Source organism: Lelliottia sp. EB106-05-01-XG201 (genome assembly GCF_058791735.1).
Map to the genome: position 1 here is coordinate 4502693 of NZ_JBYTDV010000001.1, position 18010 is coordinate 4520702.

The 18010-nt window shown below is 58.1% G+C and carries 11 protein-coding genes; 1 reads left to right on the forward strand and 10 read right to left on the reverse strand.

Features of this window, described 5'->3' with window-relative positions; all coding sequences use genetic code 11:
- Nucleotides 1-57: 57 nt before the first annotated feature.
- Complete coding sequence (gene pdeH, locus AC3WS9_RS21110) at nucleotides 58-831, reverse strand: cyclic-guanylate-specific phosphodiesterase (protein WP_282492850.1); 774 nt, start codon at nucleotides 829-831, stop codon at nucleotides 58-60.
- Between the two features lie 232 nt (nucleotides 832-1063).
- Between pdeH and kdgK the strand changes: the two genes are divergently transcribed.
- Nucleotides 1064-1993 (forward strand): 2-dehydro-3-deoxygluconokinase, encoded by a 930-nt coding sequence (gene kdgK / locus AC3WS9_RS21115; protein WP_492490200.1) that lies wholly within the window; start codon nucleotides 1064-1066, stop codon nucleotides 1991-1993.
- A 97-nt stretch (nucleotides 1994-2090) separates the two neighbouring features.
- Here kdgK and AC3WS9_RS21120 read toward each other — a convergent pair whose 3' ends face one another.
- The 9 genes from AC3WS9_RS21120 to bcsR form a co-directional block, all read right to left on the reverse strand.
- Nucleotides 2091-3581: a M16 family metallopeptidase gene (locus AC3WS9_RS21120; protein WP_285146079.1), complete on the reverse strand. Its 1491-nt coding sequence runs from the start codon at nucleotides 3579-3581 to the stop codon at nucleotides 2091-2093.
- Nucleotides 3582-3805: 224 nt separating this feature from the next.
- Nucleotides 3806-5092, reverse strand: a complete 1287-nt coding sequence (gene dctA, locus AC3WS9_RS21125) for a C4-dicarboxylate transporter DctC (protein ID WP_282492847.1) — start codon at nucleotides 5090-5092, stop codon at nucleotides 3806-3808.
- Between the two features lie 159 nt (nucleotides 5093-5251).
- Nucleotides 5252-7258 carry a biofilm formation regulator HmsP gene (gene hmsP, locus AC3WS9_RS21130; protein ID WP_492490201.1) on the reverse strand — a complete coding sequence of 669 codons (2007 nt, stop codon included), beginning with the start codon at nucleotides 7256-7258 and terminating at the stop codon, nucleotides 5252-5254.
- A gap of 119 nt (nucleotides 7259-7377) precedes the next feature.
- Nucleotides 7378-10866, reverse strand: a complete 3489-nt coding sequence (gene bcsC, locus AC3WS9_RS21135) for a cellulose synthase complex outer membrane protein BcsC (protein WP_492490202.1) — start codon at nucleotides 10864-10866, stop codon at nucleotides 7378-7380.
- Nucleotides 10848-11954: a cellulose synthase complex periplasmic endoglucanase BcsZ gene (bcsZ, locus tag AC3WS9_RS21140; RefSeq protein ID WP_282492872.1), complete on the reverse strand. Its 1107-nt coding sequence runs from the start codon at nucleotides 11952-11954 to the stop codon at nucleotides 10848-10850. The genes bcsC and bcsZ overlap by 19 nt, the downstream gene beginning before the upstream one ends.
- 6 nt (nucleotides 11955-11960) lie before the next feature.
- Complete coding sequence (gene bcsB, locus AC3WS9_RS21145) at nucleotides 11961-14372, reverse strand: cellulose biosynthesis cyclic di-GMP-binding regulatory protein BcsB (RefSeq protein WP_285146076.1); 2412 nt, start codon at nucleotides 14370-14372, stop codon at nucleotides 11961-11963.
- 10 nt (nucleotides 14373-14382) lie between these two features.
- Nucleotides 14383-17001, reverse strand: coding sequence for a UDP-forming cellulose synthase catalytic subunit (gene bcsA / locus AC3WS9_RS21150; protein WP_492490203.1), 2619 nt, complete (start codon nucleotides 16999-17001; stop codon nucleotides 14383-14385).
- Complete coding sequence (gene bcsQ, locus AC3WS9_RS21155; protein ID WP_492490204.1) at nucleotides 16998-17750, reverse strand: cellulose biosynthesis protein BcsQ; 753 nt, start codon at nucleotides 17748-17750, stop codon at nucleotides 16998-17000. Before bcsQ ends, bcsA begins: the two co-directional genes overlap by 4 nt.
- 11 nt (nucleotides 17751-17761) lie before the next feature.
- Entirely contained in the window at nucleotides 17762-17950 is a 189-nt protein-coding gene (gene bcsR / locus AC3WS9_RS21160) for a cellulose biosynthesis protein BcsR (protein ID WP_282492841.1), read from the reverse strand.
- Nucleotides 17951-18010 lie beyond the last annotated feature (60 nt).

Sequence of the window (18010 nt, forward strand, 5' to 3'; positions counted from 1 at the left end):
CTTTTTTATTACCTTGCCTTTCATGAATATAGTTCAGGCAGCGGCAAACAGCAGGGGTTACAGCGTGATAATGACCTTATCGAGCGTGTCCATTGGCACCGGACGGGAGAGGAAATAGCCCTGTGCCGCCGCCGCCGGTGAGTTTTGCACATCGCGCCACTCTTCGAGGGTTTCGACACCTTCGACGATCACGCCCTGGCAGTAGCGATTCATCAGCTGGAGCAGCAGCGTGAACAGGTTACGGCCTTCCGAGGTCTGGCGCAGCATGATGAACAGGTCACGCGCCACCTTGATGTAGTCGTAACGCACTTCGCTGAGCGCGGAGAAGTTCGCCATGCCGGTGCCAAAATCGTCCAGCCACAGCGGGCCGAACTCGCACATCGAAGCGAACGAAGAGTCCTGCGGCAGACGCACGTGCTCCACCAGCTCAAAGCGCATCCACGGCAGCGAGGCGACCAGTTTTTGCAGCTTCGGGTTCTGGCGCAGGGCGATAAGCGTAGGGCCGTCGACATTCACCGACGCCAGAATGTCGTGGCAGGCGAAAAAGTCCTGCTTTGTGCCCAGCATTTCGAGCTGCTCTTCCAGCACATCCAGACGCTGGCGCACGCTCACTTCGGCAAAGTAACGGTCCGGTGCGATACGCTGCGTGGGATTCGACGGATGGGTCACGACGGTCAAAATCTCAATCGCCATCAGCCTGCCGTCAGTACGGTAAATGGGCTGATAAGTATAAGCACGCTCACATTGCAGCCAATAGCGATGCTCCTGCAAGCTTTCAATACTTGCTTCCGGAGTGGTGCTTAGCCGCTGGATAACCTGCTCTGACTTCATTTCAGATGTCCTGTTGAGAAAAAGATGACGTGTCTGGACTCGTCAAAGGGTTATCGGCCCGGGAAGTGAGAACTTTATGTTCAGTTGGCGGGGAAAATGAAATTAAGATGACAGAATCTGTCCGGAACGCGCGCTGGCTCAAAAAAAATTTTGGAACGTCGTTTTAATATAGTTGACCATAAAATCCCCACAGCGCACACTTACTTTAATTTATCTGTTCAGGTTCACGACTATGTCTAAAAAAATTGCCGTGATTGGCGAATGCATGATTGAGCTGTCACAAAAAGGGGCGGACGTTAGCCGCGGTTTTGGTGGCGATACGTTGAATACTTCGGTGTACATTGCCCGCCAGGTCGCGCCAGACGCGCTGACGGTGAACTATGTGACCGCGCTGGGTACCGACAGCTTTAGCCAGCAGATGCTGGAAGCCTGGCAGAGTGAAAACGTCGGGACGTCGCTGATTCAGCGTATGGAAAACCGTCTGCCGGGGCTGTATTACATCGAAACCGACAGCACCGGTGAGCGCACGTTCTACTACTGGCGCAACGAAGCGGCGGCGAAATTCTGGCTGGAGAGCGACGACTCTGCGGCGATCTGCGAAGAGCTGGCGACCTTTGATTATCTCTACCTGAGCGGGATTAGCCTTGCGATCTTAAGCCCGTCAAGCCGCGAAAAACTGCTCTTCCTGCTGCACGAATGCCGCGCCAACGGCGGGAAAGTGATTTTCGACAACAACTACCGTCCGCGCCTGTGGGCGAGCCGCGAAGAGACGCAGCAGGTTTATCAGCTGATGCTGAACTGTACCGATATCGCGTTCTTAACGCTGGACGACGAAGATGCCCTGTGGGGCGAGAAACCGGTCGACGAGGTGATCGCCCGCACGCATCAGGCCGGTGTGTCAGAAGTGGTGATCAAGCGCGGTGCAGACTCCTGCCTGGTTTCAGTTGCGGGTGAAGCCGTAGTGGACGTCCCTGCGGTAAAACTGGCGAAAGAAAAAGTGGTGGATACCACGGCGGCGGGCGATTCGTTCAGCGCCGGGTATCTGGCGGTGCGCCTGACGGGCGGTACGGCCGCCGAGGCCGCAAAACGCGGACACCTGACGGCGAGTACGGTGATTCAGTACCGCGGGGCGATTATTCCGCGCGAGGCGATGCCGGAATAAAATGCAAAAGGGCGACCATCGGTCGCCCTTTTTAATGTTTTCTCCCTCTCCCGTGGGAGAGGGTCGGGGTGAGGTCATCAGCCCGCACACACTGACATTACTGCGCCTGCGGTATATCCGTCGCATCCGGGTGTAAATCATCCGCCGCTGGCTGCGCGGTGCGCTCTTCCTGCGTCATGATGCTGTCCCAGGTCGCCTGCAGATCTTTCACGTTGTATTCCGGCTCGCCTTTCGGCTGCAGCAGCACCAGAGCCATATCCTGCGACAGCTGCTGGCGAAGATCCTGATTAATCATCTCGACGGTCAGGCTGTTCAGGAAGTCCTGACGCAGCTTCTGATACTGCTCCGGCGCGATATCCACCACCTGGTTTTGCAGGGAGCGAATGCGCTGGCTGATCAGGATATCCGTGTCAGTACGGGCGTAAGTCGCGAACAGTTTTTGCAGCTCCAGATTCTTCTGCGCGACCAGGGCGTTGAACTCTTCTTCCCCCAGACCCTCTTTACGTACTTTCGCCAGCTCTTTAGCGACCACGCCGAGATTGGCATTCAGCTTATCGTTCGGCGATTCCACGTTGATGGCGCACTGGGCGCGCTGGAACAGCACGCGGCAGTCGAAACCGATCCCGATATCCTTCGCGTTGTTTTTGCTGAGCGTTTGCTGAACGTGCCAGAACAGCGCCTCACGCGCGAGATCTGCACGCCAGTAGCGCAGCAGCGCCGCGGACTCGCGAATCGGCTGCCACGGGGTGTCCCACATCAGCGCCAGGCGATCCTGACGCACGGTGTCGGTCATGATGCTGACCGGCTCCGCACGCAGCGGTGCGAGTGTCGAAACAGGCGCTGGCACTTCGCGTTTGCCTTTCAGCTCGCCGAAGGTTTTGCCAATCTGCTCGATCACCGCGCGGCTGTCGACGTTGCCGACCACGATCAGCGTCATTGCATCCGGGGTGTACCATTTTTGATAGAAGGATTTGACCTGCTCAATGTCGACAGGCTGTTTGATAGGCTCGGCCGGATCGTGCCCCAGCAAAGATGACCCTTTCAGGCGATAGCGCCACCAGCCGTCTTTGGTGTCAGCAGGCCAGGTCGCCACCATGTCGCTGTTGCTTAGCGCATAGTTGACCGTATCCGGAGTGATCGCCACTTTACCGGCGGTATCGCCCAGCCACGTGAGGGCCTCTTTCAGGAGGTCGTTACGGTTGTTCGGCAGGCTGAGGTTAAACATGGTGTAGTCGTAGGAGACGACCGCAGGTGGAAGTGGACGTTTCGGGTCGATGCCCTGCTGCCACAGTGAACGCACCTGTACTGCTTGCAAACTGCCGCTTTGGGTCAGCGCCAGTCGAGGAATAAAATGGCTAAGCCCGCTCTGCTGCGTGTTTTCGGTCAGTGAACCGGTGTTCACCGACAGGCGGATCTCAATGCGATCGCTGGGACGTTGCGGCGTGGCTAACACCTGCCACTGAAACCCATTCGCCAGTGTGCCCTGCTGCCAGGCTGGGTCGGGCTGGAGTGTATCTGCCTGCACATAACTGGCTGCTGCCATCATCAGCAAACCGCCGGTTAAGAGTCGAATTTTTGTGCCCTGCATGTAAACCCCTGATCAACATTCCTGGTTAAAAAGAGTGTCTCACTACATTGAGCACTCTGAAGATAACGTTCAAACACTTCGATTAGACCGCGTGTTCGGCTAAACGTCACGGCGTGAAGTGAAATATACCCGAAAAAAATCTTGTCGAAGTATGACAGGTATGAGCAGTTATTATGCGCAGGAGCCCGCTCCCCGACAAGGGTGAGCGGGCATAAGTATCGAATTTAAGAGGATAAACCGTGGGATTTGCTCTCGGTGACGCGATTATTGAGCGTGTCGTCGAGTTTTTTATGGTCGAGCTCTTTGACCCATTTCGCCACCACAACCGTCGCCACACCGTTACCGATCAGGTTAGTCAGGGCGCGGGCTTCGGACATAAAGCGGTCAATACCGAGGATCAGCGCCAGGCCCGCCACCGGCAGATGCCCGACTGCGGAAATGGTCGCCGCCAGCACGATGAACCCGCTACCTGTTACGCCCGCCGCCCCTTTCGAGGAGAGCAGGAGCACCACCAGCAAGGTTATCTGATGGAAGATATCCATGTGGCTGTTGGTCGCCTGAGCGATAAACACCGCGGCCATCGTCAGGTAGATCGACGTCCCGTCGAGGTTAAACGAGTACCCGGTCGGAATGACCAGCCCCACCACCGATTTACGGCAGCCCAGTTTTTCCATCTTATCGAGCATGCGCGGCAGCGCGGATTCAGAGGATGAGGTCCCCAGCACGATCAGCAACTCTTCGCGGATGTAGCGGATGAATTTGAAAATACTGAAGCCCGTCGCGCGCGCAATACTGCCCAGCACCACGACCACAAACAGAATACAGGTGATATAGAAGCAGATGATCAGCTGGCCGAGCTGCACCAGGGTGCCGACGCCATATTTACCGATGGTAAAGGCCATCGCCCCGAACGCACCGATGGGCGCGAGGCGCATGATCATATTGATGATGCCGAAAATCACCTGCGAGAAGCTTTCAATGACGTTGAAAATCAGCTGCCCTTTGCTGCCCAGACGATGCAGGGCAAACCCAAACAGCACGGCGAAGAGCAGCACCTGCAGGATATTCCCGCTGGCGAAGGCGCCAATCACGCTGCCGGGAATGACATCCAGCAGGAAGGCGACGATGCCCTGGTCTTTTGCCTGTTCGGCGTAAACGGCGACGGCCTTCGCATCCAGCGTGGAAGGATCGACGTTCATCCCCGCGCCCGGCTGCACCACGTTCACGATAATCAGACCGATAATCAGCGCCAGGGTACTGACCACTTCAAAATACAGCAGCGCCACCGCACCAGTCCGGCCTACCGCCTTCATGCTTTCCATGCCAGCGATACCGGTCACCACGGTACAGAAGATAACGGGCGCGATGATCATTTTGATGAGCTTAACGAAGGCATCGCCAAGCGGTTTCATTTGAGCGCCCAGTTCAGGGTAGAAATGGCCAAGCAGAATACCGATGGCAATCGCTGTCAGGACCTGAAAGTAAAGGCTTTTAAAGAGAGAGGTTTTCATAGGGTGTCCTTGGGAAGAAAAACCACAGGATTTTTATGGGTAAGACTTACCTGCGGCTTTAAAATAACACCCGTAAAACATGACAGAAATGAACTTAGATCAAATATGAAACATGAATGTTAAAAACTGTGTGCTGACTCGTACAAGCCAGCAACAAAGTTAGACTTTTGCGGGGGGATTGTCGTCACTGAAGTAACGTTTTTCGAACTCTTCCGCCGGAACGGCTTTGGCAAACAGGAATCCCTGACCGCTTTCGACGCCCGCTTTCGCCAGCCAGTCGCGCTGGGCTTCGGTCTCGACGCCTTCGGCAATCACGTGCAGATTCAGGCTGCGCGCCATCTGGATAATGGCTTCCACCATGCTGCTGTCATCCGGCAGCCCGTCGACAAAGGTTTTGTCGATTTTCAGCACGTCCACCGGCAGCGTTTTCATATGCTGCAGCTGACGCAGACCGGCGTAGCCCATGCCGAAATCATCCAGTGCGATGCGGATCCCGGCGTTACGTAACGGTTTGAGGATCGCCACCGCCTCGTTCGGGTCGTCGATGCGACGGCTCTCGGTGACTTCCAGAATCAGGGTGCCCGGCTTGATACGGTAGCGATTGATCAGCTCCAGCATCTCCGAAACCATCGTCGGGTGCATCAGCTGTAGCGCCGAGAGATTCACCGACAGCGGCATGTTGATCCCGCGCTCCTGCCAGGCCGACAGCTGGCGGCACGACTCTTCCAGCACCCAGTAGCCGACGGTCACCATCAGGCCGCAGGACTCAATGCGCTCGATAAGCCCCTCAGGCAGCTCCCAGGTACCGTCCGCCTGCTTGACGCGCAGCAGCGCTTCCGCACTGGTGACTTCGCCCGTCGCGAGGTTGACCTGTGGCTGGAGCCAGATCGCAAAATGGTCGTTATCCAGCGCGGTGAGAATATCGCTCTCTTCCGTCAGGCGCTGCTGCGCCTTTTCCATCTGCTCCGGCTCGAAGAACTGGATCTGGTTTTTGCCTTTGCGGCGGGCGGTGAAGGCCGCCGAGAAGGCGCGGCGATAAAGCTGTTCCGCCGTGAGATCGCCGTAATACATCGCCAGTCCAATACTGGCGCTCGGGCGCAGCTGGATGCCCTGAATCGGCAACCGCTCATTAATGACAGTGAGTACTTGCTGACCTAATGTGATGGCGTGCCACGGCTCTTTGACGCCGTGAGCCAGAATAACAAAGTCGTAGCCGCTTACCTGGGTGAGGATCATGCGCGGCGCCAGCACCGATTTGATCTTCTCCACCAGCGTTAAGAGCAGCATCTCGCGCTGGCTCTCTTTCAGCACGCCCGCCGTGTCCTGCAGGGTTTCACAGGCGACGGCCATCAGCGCGGTGGTCTGCTGGCGCGCGACGGTCTGCTCCAGCAGTGCCATCAGGAAGGCTTTGTTCGGCAGGTCCGAGACCGGGAAGCGGGTCGCGTTGCTGTTGAGTTCATCATGCTGGCGCAGGAGGCGCTGCTGGTTGATGTTGTAGCTGCGCACCAGCATGCCGATCTCATCGTCGTGGTGCAGGCGTGGGAGTGCCAGCTGGTGCCCGACCTGATCCTGAGGGGCGAGACTGTCCAGCTCGCGGGCGATTTTACGCAGCGGATGGACAATCAAGCGGTTGATACACCAGGTCAGGGCCACGGTGAGGATCAGCGTCAAAAGTAAGTAAGTAGTTACTAACGTTGAGATCCAGCTCATAACAAACTTGTGCATGCGATAGGCATCGGCCTGCAGCACCAGATAGGCCAGCGGCTGCGGGTTGGCCGGGCGTTCGAGGGAGTAAAGCGGGAGCGAGATCTGCACCGGCAGTTCAAACAGGCGCATGATCATCATCGGCACCGGACGTTCGGGAATAAAGCTCATCCGCAACGCCTGGAATTGATTCGGTAAGACCACGTCTGCGCGGCTGACAATCCCCGCAGGCTGAATGCGTTTGATGATGGTTTCTGCGTCGGGGATATCCCCTTTGAGAATGGCCGCAGAGAGCGGTTCACGGACCGATCGGGCAATACTTTCCAGTTGCGAAGCCGTGTTGTAGCGATTCTGCTGTACGGAATGAAACAGCAAAATGACGCAAAAGACGAATACAAACACCATGGTGACGGCAGAAACCATCGCCATTTGTTTGATAGTTAAAGAACGGCTGACACGCAAATTGACTCTCCACAAAACCCGAAGCATAGGGTAACAAAACGTTACCCTATTCCCGGAGGAGTATACCCGATTGCGACGATTTTAAGAGAGACTAAGAAGTGGATTAAAGATAAATCCGGTTACCAGTCCGCGTAAGGGGTTAACGGCTGCGGAGGCAGGTCCATATCGCCCTGCCAGCCCTCTGCCGAGTAGCGCACGTAAAGCAGCGCATGGCTCGGGGTGTAATCTTTCGCCTGCTGAATATCGACGCCCATACCGACAAACCAGTTTGAGGTGACGCGACGTTCGATGATGGCACGGGCGGTGTAACCGGTGCCCTGGCTGCTGCTCCCTGACTCCGTCTGTTCACTCGCCTTCTCGCGGTAATCCGCAGGGATAAGGTTCAGCAGCGGGTAGCGCGGCATGGTTTTGGTCCGTGAATGTGACCACGACACCGAGCCACCCAGTTCCCACGACCAGTTCTCAGTGCGCTGACGCCACAAAACAGGTACGGAGAACGAGAGATATTCCTGAGGGCTGTAGTAACCGCCCTGTCCAAGGGTGTAGTTGCTCAAGTCCTTGTCGTAGTGCCAAATCATGTTGTTGAGGCCGACCGTCACCCGTCGGTTATTTTCATTGATAAGCTTGTAGTAATAGCCCGTCATCCAGCGCACGCGCCAGTTATCCTCAACATTTTTGCCTTCCAGCGTATCCGCCCCCAGACTCGCCCAAACGCCGTTGGCTTCACCTTTATCGTAACTCGCGCTGACTACCCCACCGTTAGCTCTGACGCCGCCCCAGGTTTCGCCCGTGTTGCTGTTAGGATCTTTTTGCCCACCGAAAGCCAGTAAGGAACTTGAGATCGGCCGACGATGCACATTCAGCGTATAACCGATGGGGCCCAAATCGTTGCTGTAACTTAACCCGCCGACAACATCGACGACGTCAAAGCCCATTGGCGTTGTGCCAATATCCATCGCCCAGGTGTCATTTTCCCAACCCACCGCGACGCTTGCGCCGCTATCAGATTGACTGCGATCGCCGCCCACACAAGGAACGTCATAGCAGGTCCCGAAATGCGGGGAATAGGTACCGTCGCTTTTTTGGCTAAAGGTCCCAACATCCATGTTCACCATGTCGGTACGGAAGAACATCCGTCCGTCCGACAGCGGTGCGTCCACGTGCAGCATGGTGGTGTGCGCTTTCAGGTCGGAGTAACCGCCCGTGCCGCTGGAGCCCCAGTAATCATGCTGCAGGGTGACGTTCACGTCCTGCTGTTTATACAGATCCGCCGCGTCGCTGCGCACGCCGCGTTTCAGCCAGTCGTCTTTTTCGTCATTGCGCGTCAGACGGGTAAAGCTGTCGTTATCTTCAGGGCGCGTGGTGGTGACGCCGGAGGCGACCATTGCATCTTTGTAGGTTTCCAGCGCCTGCTTCGGCTGGCCGCTCTGGGCCTGGAAGTTGGCCGCATCGCGCAGGACCAGCGCACTTTCCATCGACGGTGGCTGGGATTTGGCCTGCGGAATGATTTTGTTGAAGGTCTGCTGCGCGGCAGCCGTATCGCCGAGATCGGACTGTACTCGCGCCACGCGGCGCTGCATGTTGATCGACGGCGCTTCGCCGTTCTGCCCGGCGGGCAGTTTCGCCAGTTCAGCACGGGCCGCGTCCTTGTTGCCTTCCGCGATATACACTTCCGCAAGACCCAGCAGCGCGTCTTCGTTTTGCGCTTCGCGTTGCAGCACGCTGGTGTACGCCGCTTTGGCCGAGGCGTTATCCCCGCGCTGCTGCGCCCAGTCGGCCAGCGTTAATTCGATGCGCGTGGAAGGCGGCTGCTGACGCAGCAGGGTTTCCCCCTCGCGCTCCTGACCGCTGTCGCGCAGGCGGTTGGCGGTTTCCAGCACCTGATCGCTTTGCAGACGGTCGGCCAGCTCCTGAATGTTGCCGCTCCACTTCTCGCGCGGGAGGGTGTTCAGATGGGCGAGCGCGGCGCGGTCCTGATTATTGCCAGAGAGGTATAACCCGTAGGCGTACACCTGCTCCGGATCGTTCGGTTTTTGGCTGGCCAGCTGGCGCATCAGGGTGTCCGCCTGGCTGCGCTGTCCGGCGCTGTAGAGATCCCGCGACAGGCGATAGGTGATCCACACATCGCCTGGCGAAAGCGCCAGACGGCGGCGCTGAATCTCTGCTGCCTGGGCAAATTTGCCCTCGTTTTCCAGCTGTTCCGCCTGAGCTGAGAGCCGGTCGTTGGTCAGGCTGCGCTCGATATCATCGATGCTGCGACGCTGGCTGTTGGAGAGCGAGCGGATAAACTGATCGGCTTTTTCCGGCGATTCGGCGCGGTAGATATTCGCCAGCCCGCGCACCGCGTTGCTGTTCCCGCTGTCCATCCGCAGAGCCTGGCGATAGAAGCGCTCGGCGGCGGCGTTATCTTTGCGCGCCACGGCGGCATCGCCGAGGCCCAGCACCGCATAGCTGTCGGTGTTGTCGATATTCCGCGCCTGCTGATAATAGCGTTCCGCCTGCGGGACGTTGTTGGCTTTCAGCGCCGCGTCACCCTGCTGGATCAGCAGCCAGTAGCGGTTCACTTTCAGCAGACTGTCCCATTTGCCGCGATTGTCGCTCTGCGGATCGAGGGCGATCGCTTTTTCAAACTGGGCAACGGCGCGGGCACGATCCCCGCGCTGAGAATAGGCTTGCCCCAGCGCGCCCACGGCTTCGCTGTCGGCGTGATTGGCGCTAACCGCCTGCTGCAGGTCCGACACCGCTTTTCCGCCCTGTCCCGCCTCTACGGCGGCCAGCCCTTCGGCTTTGGCGCGGAACGCGGGATCGGCCAGCTGTTTTTGCTGGGCTTCGAGCTGGGAGCGTGCAGCGGTGACGTTATCGCCCGCGCTGAACACCTGCAGATAGTCCTGAAGCGCTTTTACGCTGCCGGAACTGACCGGCAGGTCTTTGATTTGCTGATACCAGATATCGGAGGCGGCATCGCGTCCGGCGTTGGATTTCGCCATCTGCTCAAGCACGGCAAAGCCTTCGTCGCGGCGTCCGCTCTGGAACAGCAGCTGCGCCAGCGTGTTTTGCAGATCCGTATTGCCAGGGTTACTGGCGTTGATGCGTCTGAGATGGTCAATGGCTTCGTTGCGGCGAGCCGGGCTTTTCGCCACCACGGACCAGTATTCTGTCGCGAGAGTGGCGTCGGGAGGATTCCCGGCGAACAGTTTATCGTAGGCGTCAATCGCCTCCTGGGTATGGCCGGTGGTCGCCAGCAGACGCGCCTGCTGCAGCTCCTGACGCCCTTCCGGCGTGGAGAGCGTCATGGCGTTGCGCGATGATTTGTACGCGCCTGAGGTCGGGGCAAGTCCTTTCAGCCGGTCTAACTCTTTCTGCGCGCCGGCGTTATCGCCCTGACGCAGCAGGTAGCGAAAACGCGCGGCGATGACGTCCGGGTTATTGGGGTCAATCAACTCAAGGCGATACAGCGACTGGCGAACCAGATCTTCGCGGTGGGTCGATTCGCCCAGACGCACCTGCTCCAGCAGCTGTTGTTGCTGCGGGGAGTTGGCGGCCTGCGCCAGCGGCATCAGCGTTAAGCCGAGCGATAAACTGAGTAAACTTAATGAGAACTTGCGCATTCCTGGCCCCAGTCAGGGTGTAACTCACCCTTTGCGGTGAAACGAAAACGATGCTGATCCCATCCTTGTCCAAACAGGGTCAGTACGTAGCTGTAATAGGCGTCATTACCGGGGAAATGATCGGCAACTCGCTGGCGTTGCACCGCTTGTGCGTCGCGGTCTTGTAAAAACGGCAGCAGTGAGGCGGAGAAACCGACCGGGCCATCGCCCGTGGTTTTACCGCTGGCGACATCGACCTTCTCCGGCGGAACGCCTTTTTTTGTTGTCATCGTCGTCATGGGTTTAAAACGTGCCAGCAGCCGCGCTTTCTGCGGATCCCGGTCGTGCAACATGCCCGCCCAGAGATAGACGCGAATCGCATCGTAGCTGCCGATAAACGTTTTTTCTGGCTTCAGCTGCCAGCCCTTATTTTTTTGATACTGCACCCAGTCGGGTGAAAATCCCTTTGGCGCGGTTTCCAGCAGCAGTCGCAAATTGGTTTCGCGAAGCGTGGTCCAGGGTGCGCCATAGCGGGTGAAATAGTTCGCCAGCTGCGGCGGGAGATAGCTCGGGTTGAAGCGCCAGGAGGTCTCTTCGGCAAAGCCGATTTTACCGGGCAGCAGCATCAGCCCCAGACCCGGCACTTTGACCACCTCTTCGCGGGCAATGCGCTTGAGCAGCGCTTTCCCGGTCGCGGTGTAGTCCGGCGCGTTCCATAAACGCCCCGCTTCCAGCAGCGACCAGGCGATCCAGATATCGGCATCCGACGCCGAATTGCTGTCAATCACCGCCCAGGCGTCTTTCTCTTTTTGCCCCCACAGCCAGGCGGGGAGATGCTGGCTCAGATCACCCTGCGCGAGGTTGTCGCGCGTCCAGTCGAGCAGCAGGTCAAAGGTCTTACGGTCGTTCGCCGCGAGGGCAAAGAACAGCGCGTAGCTTTGCCCCTCAGAGGTGCTGATTTTGCGCGCGTCACTGGGGTCAATGACGCGCCCGCCCTCGCTGATGTAGTCCTTTTTAAACTGATCCCAGGCAGGCCAGGTGCAGGCGGCGCGAACGTTCGCCGCCGCCATTACCACCATCGCCATTACGCACCAGCGAAACCCTTTCATCACCGGTTACTCACGATCCGAATGCAGACGACGACGGCTGATGATACGCAGCAGACGCCACATCACCCACGCCAGCAGTACGACGCTGATCGCCGCGAATACCGCCAACAGCACCGGGTGGTTCGCCAGGGCATACCACAGGCGCTCGAACCACGGCAGATGGCCGACGTAGTAGACGTCGCCGACGCGCAGGCTGTTGACGCCCGATTCACGGATCACCGCCACCGAACCAAACATTGCCGCACGCTTGCCGCTGTCGTTCATCGCCGTGTTCAGCAGCTCGTAGCCACGCGGGCTGTCTGCCAGCAGGGCGATGACGCTACGCTGATCGTTGTACGGAGACTGGAAGCCGACAATCGCCGCCATCGGGCCTTGCGAATTGACGTTAGTCTGTACACTCGCTTCGCGGTCGGCTTTATCCGGCATGATGCTCGGGAAGGCAGTCTGGCGCAGCGGCGTGTTGACCCAGGACTCAGTCGCATGGACCAGCAGGTCGATACGTTTGTCGTCTTTCAGCTTATCCGGGATGTTCCCGATGAGCATGATATCGGCGTCTTTGCCCTGAATCTGGCTGCCATCATCCGTCAGCGTGACGTTAATCGCCGGTAAGCCGGTTTGCGCCCCCACGGAGGCCATGGCGTCGAGCAGGGTCGTGACCTGGCCTTCGTTTGGCGCTTTTGGCATCACCACGATGGTTTCAGACAGGTCGGCCATGCGGCTGAACGGGAAGCTGGCGTTGGCAAAGGCACGCAGATCCGGCAGGGCGATGAAGTGGTAATACTTCGAGAAGTCGATGGTGGAGTCGTCACCGATCACCACGTGGTTCGCCACCGGCTGGAAGGTGATGCAGTTATCCACCGAGCCGCCCGGCATCGGGTTCATGTACTGGAAATCAAAGCGTAACTGGTTCATCGCCCCGAGTTTCAATGCCGGAATGGAGACGTCCGTTTTGCCGTCCAGCAGACCCTGAAGCACCGGCAGACGCAGCAGCAGTTTGTTGGTGTCCTGGCTGCTGGTCAGCGGGAAGGATTGCAGGAACTGGTTGTTCAGGCTGATATCCATCCGCGAGCTGTCTTTGGTCGGCGGCGCGGTGTAGCGGTAGTTCAGATCGATATCGATCCCGTTGCTCCGCAGCAGATAAAGATCCGGTGGCAGGTTCAGAGAGACGTTGATCGCGGAGGGTTCAAGACCCGTGGACTGGAGCTGCTCTTCATAAGTTTTCAGCTCGCCGAAGGTGACCGCGCGATCGGTGCGGATCCAGTTTGGCGCGTCATACGGCTTACGCGCCAGCAGCGGTTTCACTTCGCCAATGTCGACGCTGTTGCCGCGGAACAGAACGTTACCCTGGGCAATGCCCTTCGCGGCCTGGACCAGATCTTTGTCATCACGACCGAAGACCACTAACAGCTTCACATACGGCTTATCCGGATGACTCATCATTTCGACGGTCGGACCTTTCACTTCCGGATGGTCGCGCAGGAATGACGGGCGTTTGTCGTTGGTGGCAAACACAATGGCGTTTCTGTCCGGCAGCTTGTCGAACAGCACCGGGAAGCTCTGTCCGCGCCAGCCGGAGCGGGAACCAAACCAGGAGGAGACAATAGTCGCCGCCTGCTGCTGGGCGATATCAGGCGAACCGGCAAAGACGATCGGCAGGTTCAGTTCGCGATTGTCGCGCGGGTCAAAGAACGGCACCGGGAAGGCGGAGAGATCGTTTTTCACCGCCAGCGTCTGGTAGGTCATGTTCAGGGACGAGTTACGACCGACGTCCATCCACAGCGTGCTGCTGGCCGGGTTTTCGCAGACGTCACGGTAGTGGCCGACAAACTCAAGACGCACGCGGTTAAAGTCGGTGATAAACAGCGGGTTGATCGGCACCTGGGCCAGGGTTTTCTTGCCCAGCTGTTCTTTGGTGACCGGCAGCACGCCCATCAGCTCATCGTTGAGATAGACCTTCAGCTGCGACTGCACCGGCAGCAGGGATGGCGATGGCGTGTATTCCAGATTCAGCAGCGCGCTGGAGACCACTTCATCGCTGCGCATGCCAAACTCAACGCCGCCGTTCGGGTTGATCCCGCGCAGGACCATGCTGCCCGGAGGCGGCGCAATCTGCGCAAAGGTCAGCTTCACGTCACGCGACGGAATGTTATCCGCAACGATAGGCGCGTTGGCGCCGTTCACACCCGGCATCACCTGGCCGACCGCCTGAGCGCCTGTTGGCGTGCCCGGAAGGGTGTTGCCTTCCGTTGGCTGATTCGGTACCACGTTTTCGGTCTGCGAAGGCGCAGCGGTGACCACCGGATCGGTCGCTTGCGCGACGACAGGTACGGTCGGTGCAGGCGTATTTTCAGGCGCCGCCTGAGCCATCATTGCGGGCAGCGCCGCCACAGCACATATCCAGGAAAGTTTTCTTTTCATCGCGTTATCATCATTGTTGAGCCATAACCGGGTCCGGTTGCTGTTTCGCCTCATCCCGCTCAGGACGACGAGGGATAAACGACACCACCCAAGAAACCAGCGAGGTAAGTGACCGGAAAATTATTTTCACTGACGGCGGAGCAAATTCTGCAAGGTGGCGATAACCACGGAACCCCAACTTCAGAATATCCAGCAGACTTTCCAGTGGTTTATCTTCCGGGAAGCTGTCCTGCCAGAGCGCCCACGTATCCGCGCGGGCGAACGTGCACTGTACAAAATCGATATGTTGCTTTTTGGTGAGCGGCATCAGCTGCAGCCCCACTTCATTGCCCGCCACACGCATGACCTGCGTCGGGAATACGTACTCCTGCTGGCCGCGCTTGAGCAGCAGTTTGACCTTCTGCCCTTCGAGCACTTTTGCCTGGCCGTTGATCTTGATGCCTAAGCCGCCGTCGGAGAAGTCCTGAACGGTACAGGAGAAGAGATGGCCGTCCTCACGGGCAATGGCCGCAGGCATGGAGATTTCGACGCGATGGGAGCGACGAACCTGTTTGCTCTCCACCGATACCGCCACCGCGCCGCCGAGGATAATCAGGTTGTAGAAGACCCACGCGAGACTAACGAACACGGTCAGCACTTCGTTTTCCGGACCGTAGAAGTAGCGCCAGATCCCCACCAGCACGCCAAAGATATTCAGCAGCACGAGGAAGATGTACGGACGGGAGATCACCCAGTCGACATACTCCTCTTCCACCAGGCCACCTTTAGCAGTGACGTTGAATTTCCCTTTGTGCGGGTTAATCAGCGCCACCAGCGTCGGCGGCGCGATATACCAGGCCAGTACCGTTTCGTAGATTTCACTCCAGAACGAGTGGCGGTATTTCCCCTGAATCTTCGAGTTAGTCAGGCTGGCGTGGATCATGTGCGGGAGCACGAACAGGGCAATCATCAGCGCCGGGGCAAAGATGATGTACGCGTGCAGCAGCAGAAACGCCAGCGGCGCGGTGAGGAAGATCAGCCGCGGGATACCGGATAAGAAGTGGAACATGGCGTTGACGTAGCACAGGCGTTGCGCGAGCTTCAGCCCTTTACCCGTCAGCGGATTATCGAGACGGAAAATCTGCACCATCCCGCGCGCCCAGCGGATACGCTGGCCGATGTGCGCGGACAGGGATTCGGTCGCCAGCCCTGCCGCCTGCGGAATACGCATGTACGCCGAGGTGTAGCCGCGACGGTGCAGACGCAGAGAGGTGTGCGCATCTTCGGTGACGGTTTCGACGGCGATACCGCCGATTTCATCCAGCGGTTTACGGCGAATGACCGCACAGGAGCCGCAGAAGAAGGTGGCATCCCACATGTCGTTCCCGTCCTGCACCAGACCGTAGAACAGCGTGCCTTCGTTTGGCGTCTTGCGAAAACGCCCGAGGTTGCGCTCAAACGGGTCCGGCGAGAAGAAGTGGTGCGGCGTCTGCATCATCGCCAGCTCTTTCTCTTTCAGGAACCAGCCCATGGTCATCTGCAGGAACGAGCGCGTCGGCACGTGGTCACAGTCGAAAATCGAGACGAATTCGCCGGTGGCGTATTGCAGCGCGTTGTTGATGTTCCCGGCTTTGGCGTGTTCGTGGGTGGTACGGGCGACGTATTTCACCCCGACGCTGTCGGCGAACTGACGAAACTCTTCGCGGCCGCCGTCGTCCAGGATCCAGATGTTGAGCTTATCTTTCGGCCAGTCGATACCGAGAGAGGCGTAGATGGTGTTTTTCACCACGCTCAGATCTTCGTTGTAGGTCGGAACGAAAATATCCACCGTCGGCCACTGTTCGGTGTCTTTTGGCAGCGGAACCGGCTGGCGGTTGAGCGGCCAGACCACCTGGAAATAGCCGAGTACCAGGACAATCCACGCGTAGGTTTCGGCGAACAGCAGAATCAAACCGCAGGTCAGGCTGACCGGGTCATCCCAGTTCAGGGTCGAGGTATAGCGCCACCAGATGTAGCGGCAGGAGACGGTGAGCGAGAGCACAATCAGCATCATTGCCGAGAAGCGCCCCGGAATACGCCGCACCAGCAGCGCCACGCCCCACAGCAGCATCAGGAAGATAAACTGCGCCAGCGGGTTAAACGGCTGGGTGATACAGACCAGCGCCAGAATGAGCGAGAACACGACGATCACGCCCAGAATAAAACGCCGCAAGCCGGGGTGCAGATGCCCCAGCTCTTTTTGCTTATCCAGATGGCTGGTCTGGTCGCTGACGCGCTCAGGCAGCGTTTCCAGCCACTGATGGTAACGACCACGCAGGTTTTTTAAGCGGCTCATGCTGCGCCAGCGCGGCTCGGTTCTTTGCTGTTTCGCCTGGGTCGCAATCAGCCATAACGCCTGCAGGGCGTATCGCGCTGGGTCCAGCGGGCGCGGGCGGTCGGGGTCGAGATGCGGATACAGCTCGCGATGGCGCGCGCGAATATGCTGCCAGCGCGGGTGTTCGAGGGGGATAAACATCCACGCCAGAATGATCCAGAAACAGCCCATCGCGGCGCTGAAGGCTGACGCACCGTGACGGCGATAGTTCCGGTAGCGCTCGCCTAAACGCGCGCTGACGGGCGGGATGAGTAACCAGCTGGAGAGCCGACTCATAGATGCCCTCCAGCGGGCTCCGGACGTCCGGTATAGTGCAGCAGGCACCAGTTCGCCAGGGTGAGGATCTCTTCTGCGGCCAGGGAATCGCTACGGTATTCGCCCAGCGGCTGTTTGGAGGCCAGGCATTCGGCGATCGCTTCATCGCGATGGACCACCATCGGCAGCAGGCGGCGCTGGCTTTGCAGCCACACCTGATAGAGATCGTCCTGAATCTGGCTGCTCAGACGTAAGTCGTTGATCAGAATATGTGCCCCGTTCGGCAGCACCTGCTGGTGCAGGCGAATATGGCAGTTGGCGTCCGCGTTCACCACGGTCAGGGTGTGGTCGCAGTGTTCGATTAACTGGCGAGTCAGCGGGGAGAATCCGCTCGGGAGATCGAGCAAAATCCACTTGTAGTGGCTTTTTTCCTGCAACAGCTGCAGCGCATCGGCAAAATAGCCCAGCGTGCCATAGCGAGTATACATCGACTCCTTTTCGCTGGCGGTTAGCTGGCCGAACGGCAGGATATCGAGCTGGGAGGTGTAACGTTGTGCGGTATCACGCCAGTCCCGGCCATCGAACAGTGCGCGCGCCCAGCCGTCAGAAGTGTCGTAATCGACGTTAAAAGACATGCGAAGCAAATTATCGGGACAGGCATCAATGACCAGTACCGATTCACCTAAAATCTGTAATGCCCATCCTAGCGCTGCTGTTATAGATGTTGTACCAACACCGCCACGAATGCCCTGTAATCCGAGTATGGCCATCAATGGCTCCCTTATTGTTGACGGGCAAATTCAGCTAATAATGGCCAGCGTTTAATAGCCGCTGCCAACTGTTCTCGCTGTGAAATATCGGTGTAGTCTATTTCAGGCAATGAGAAAGCCTGGCTTAACGCCAAAAAATCGTTTTGGAATGTGTACCCAAGGCCAGAATCAACCGGCGTCGCTGGTTCGTTATTATGCATTTTAGTTTCATTCCTTTATTAAATCTAAACGAACAACAGACGTAGCACGGCTTCCTGCCC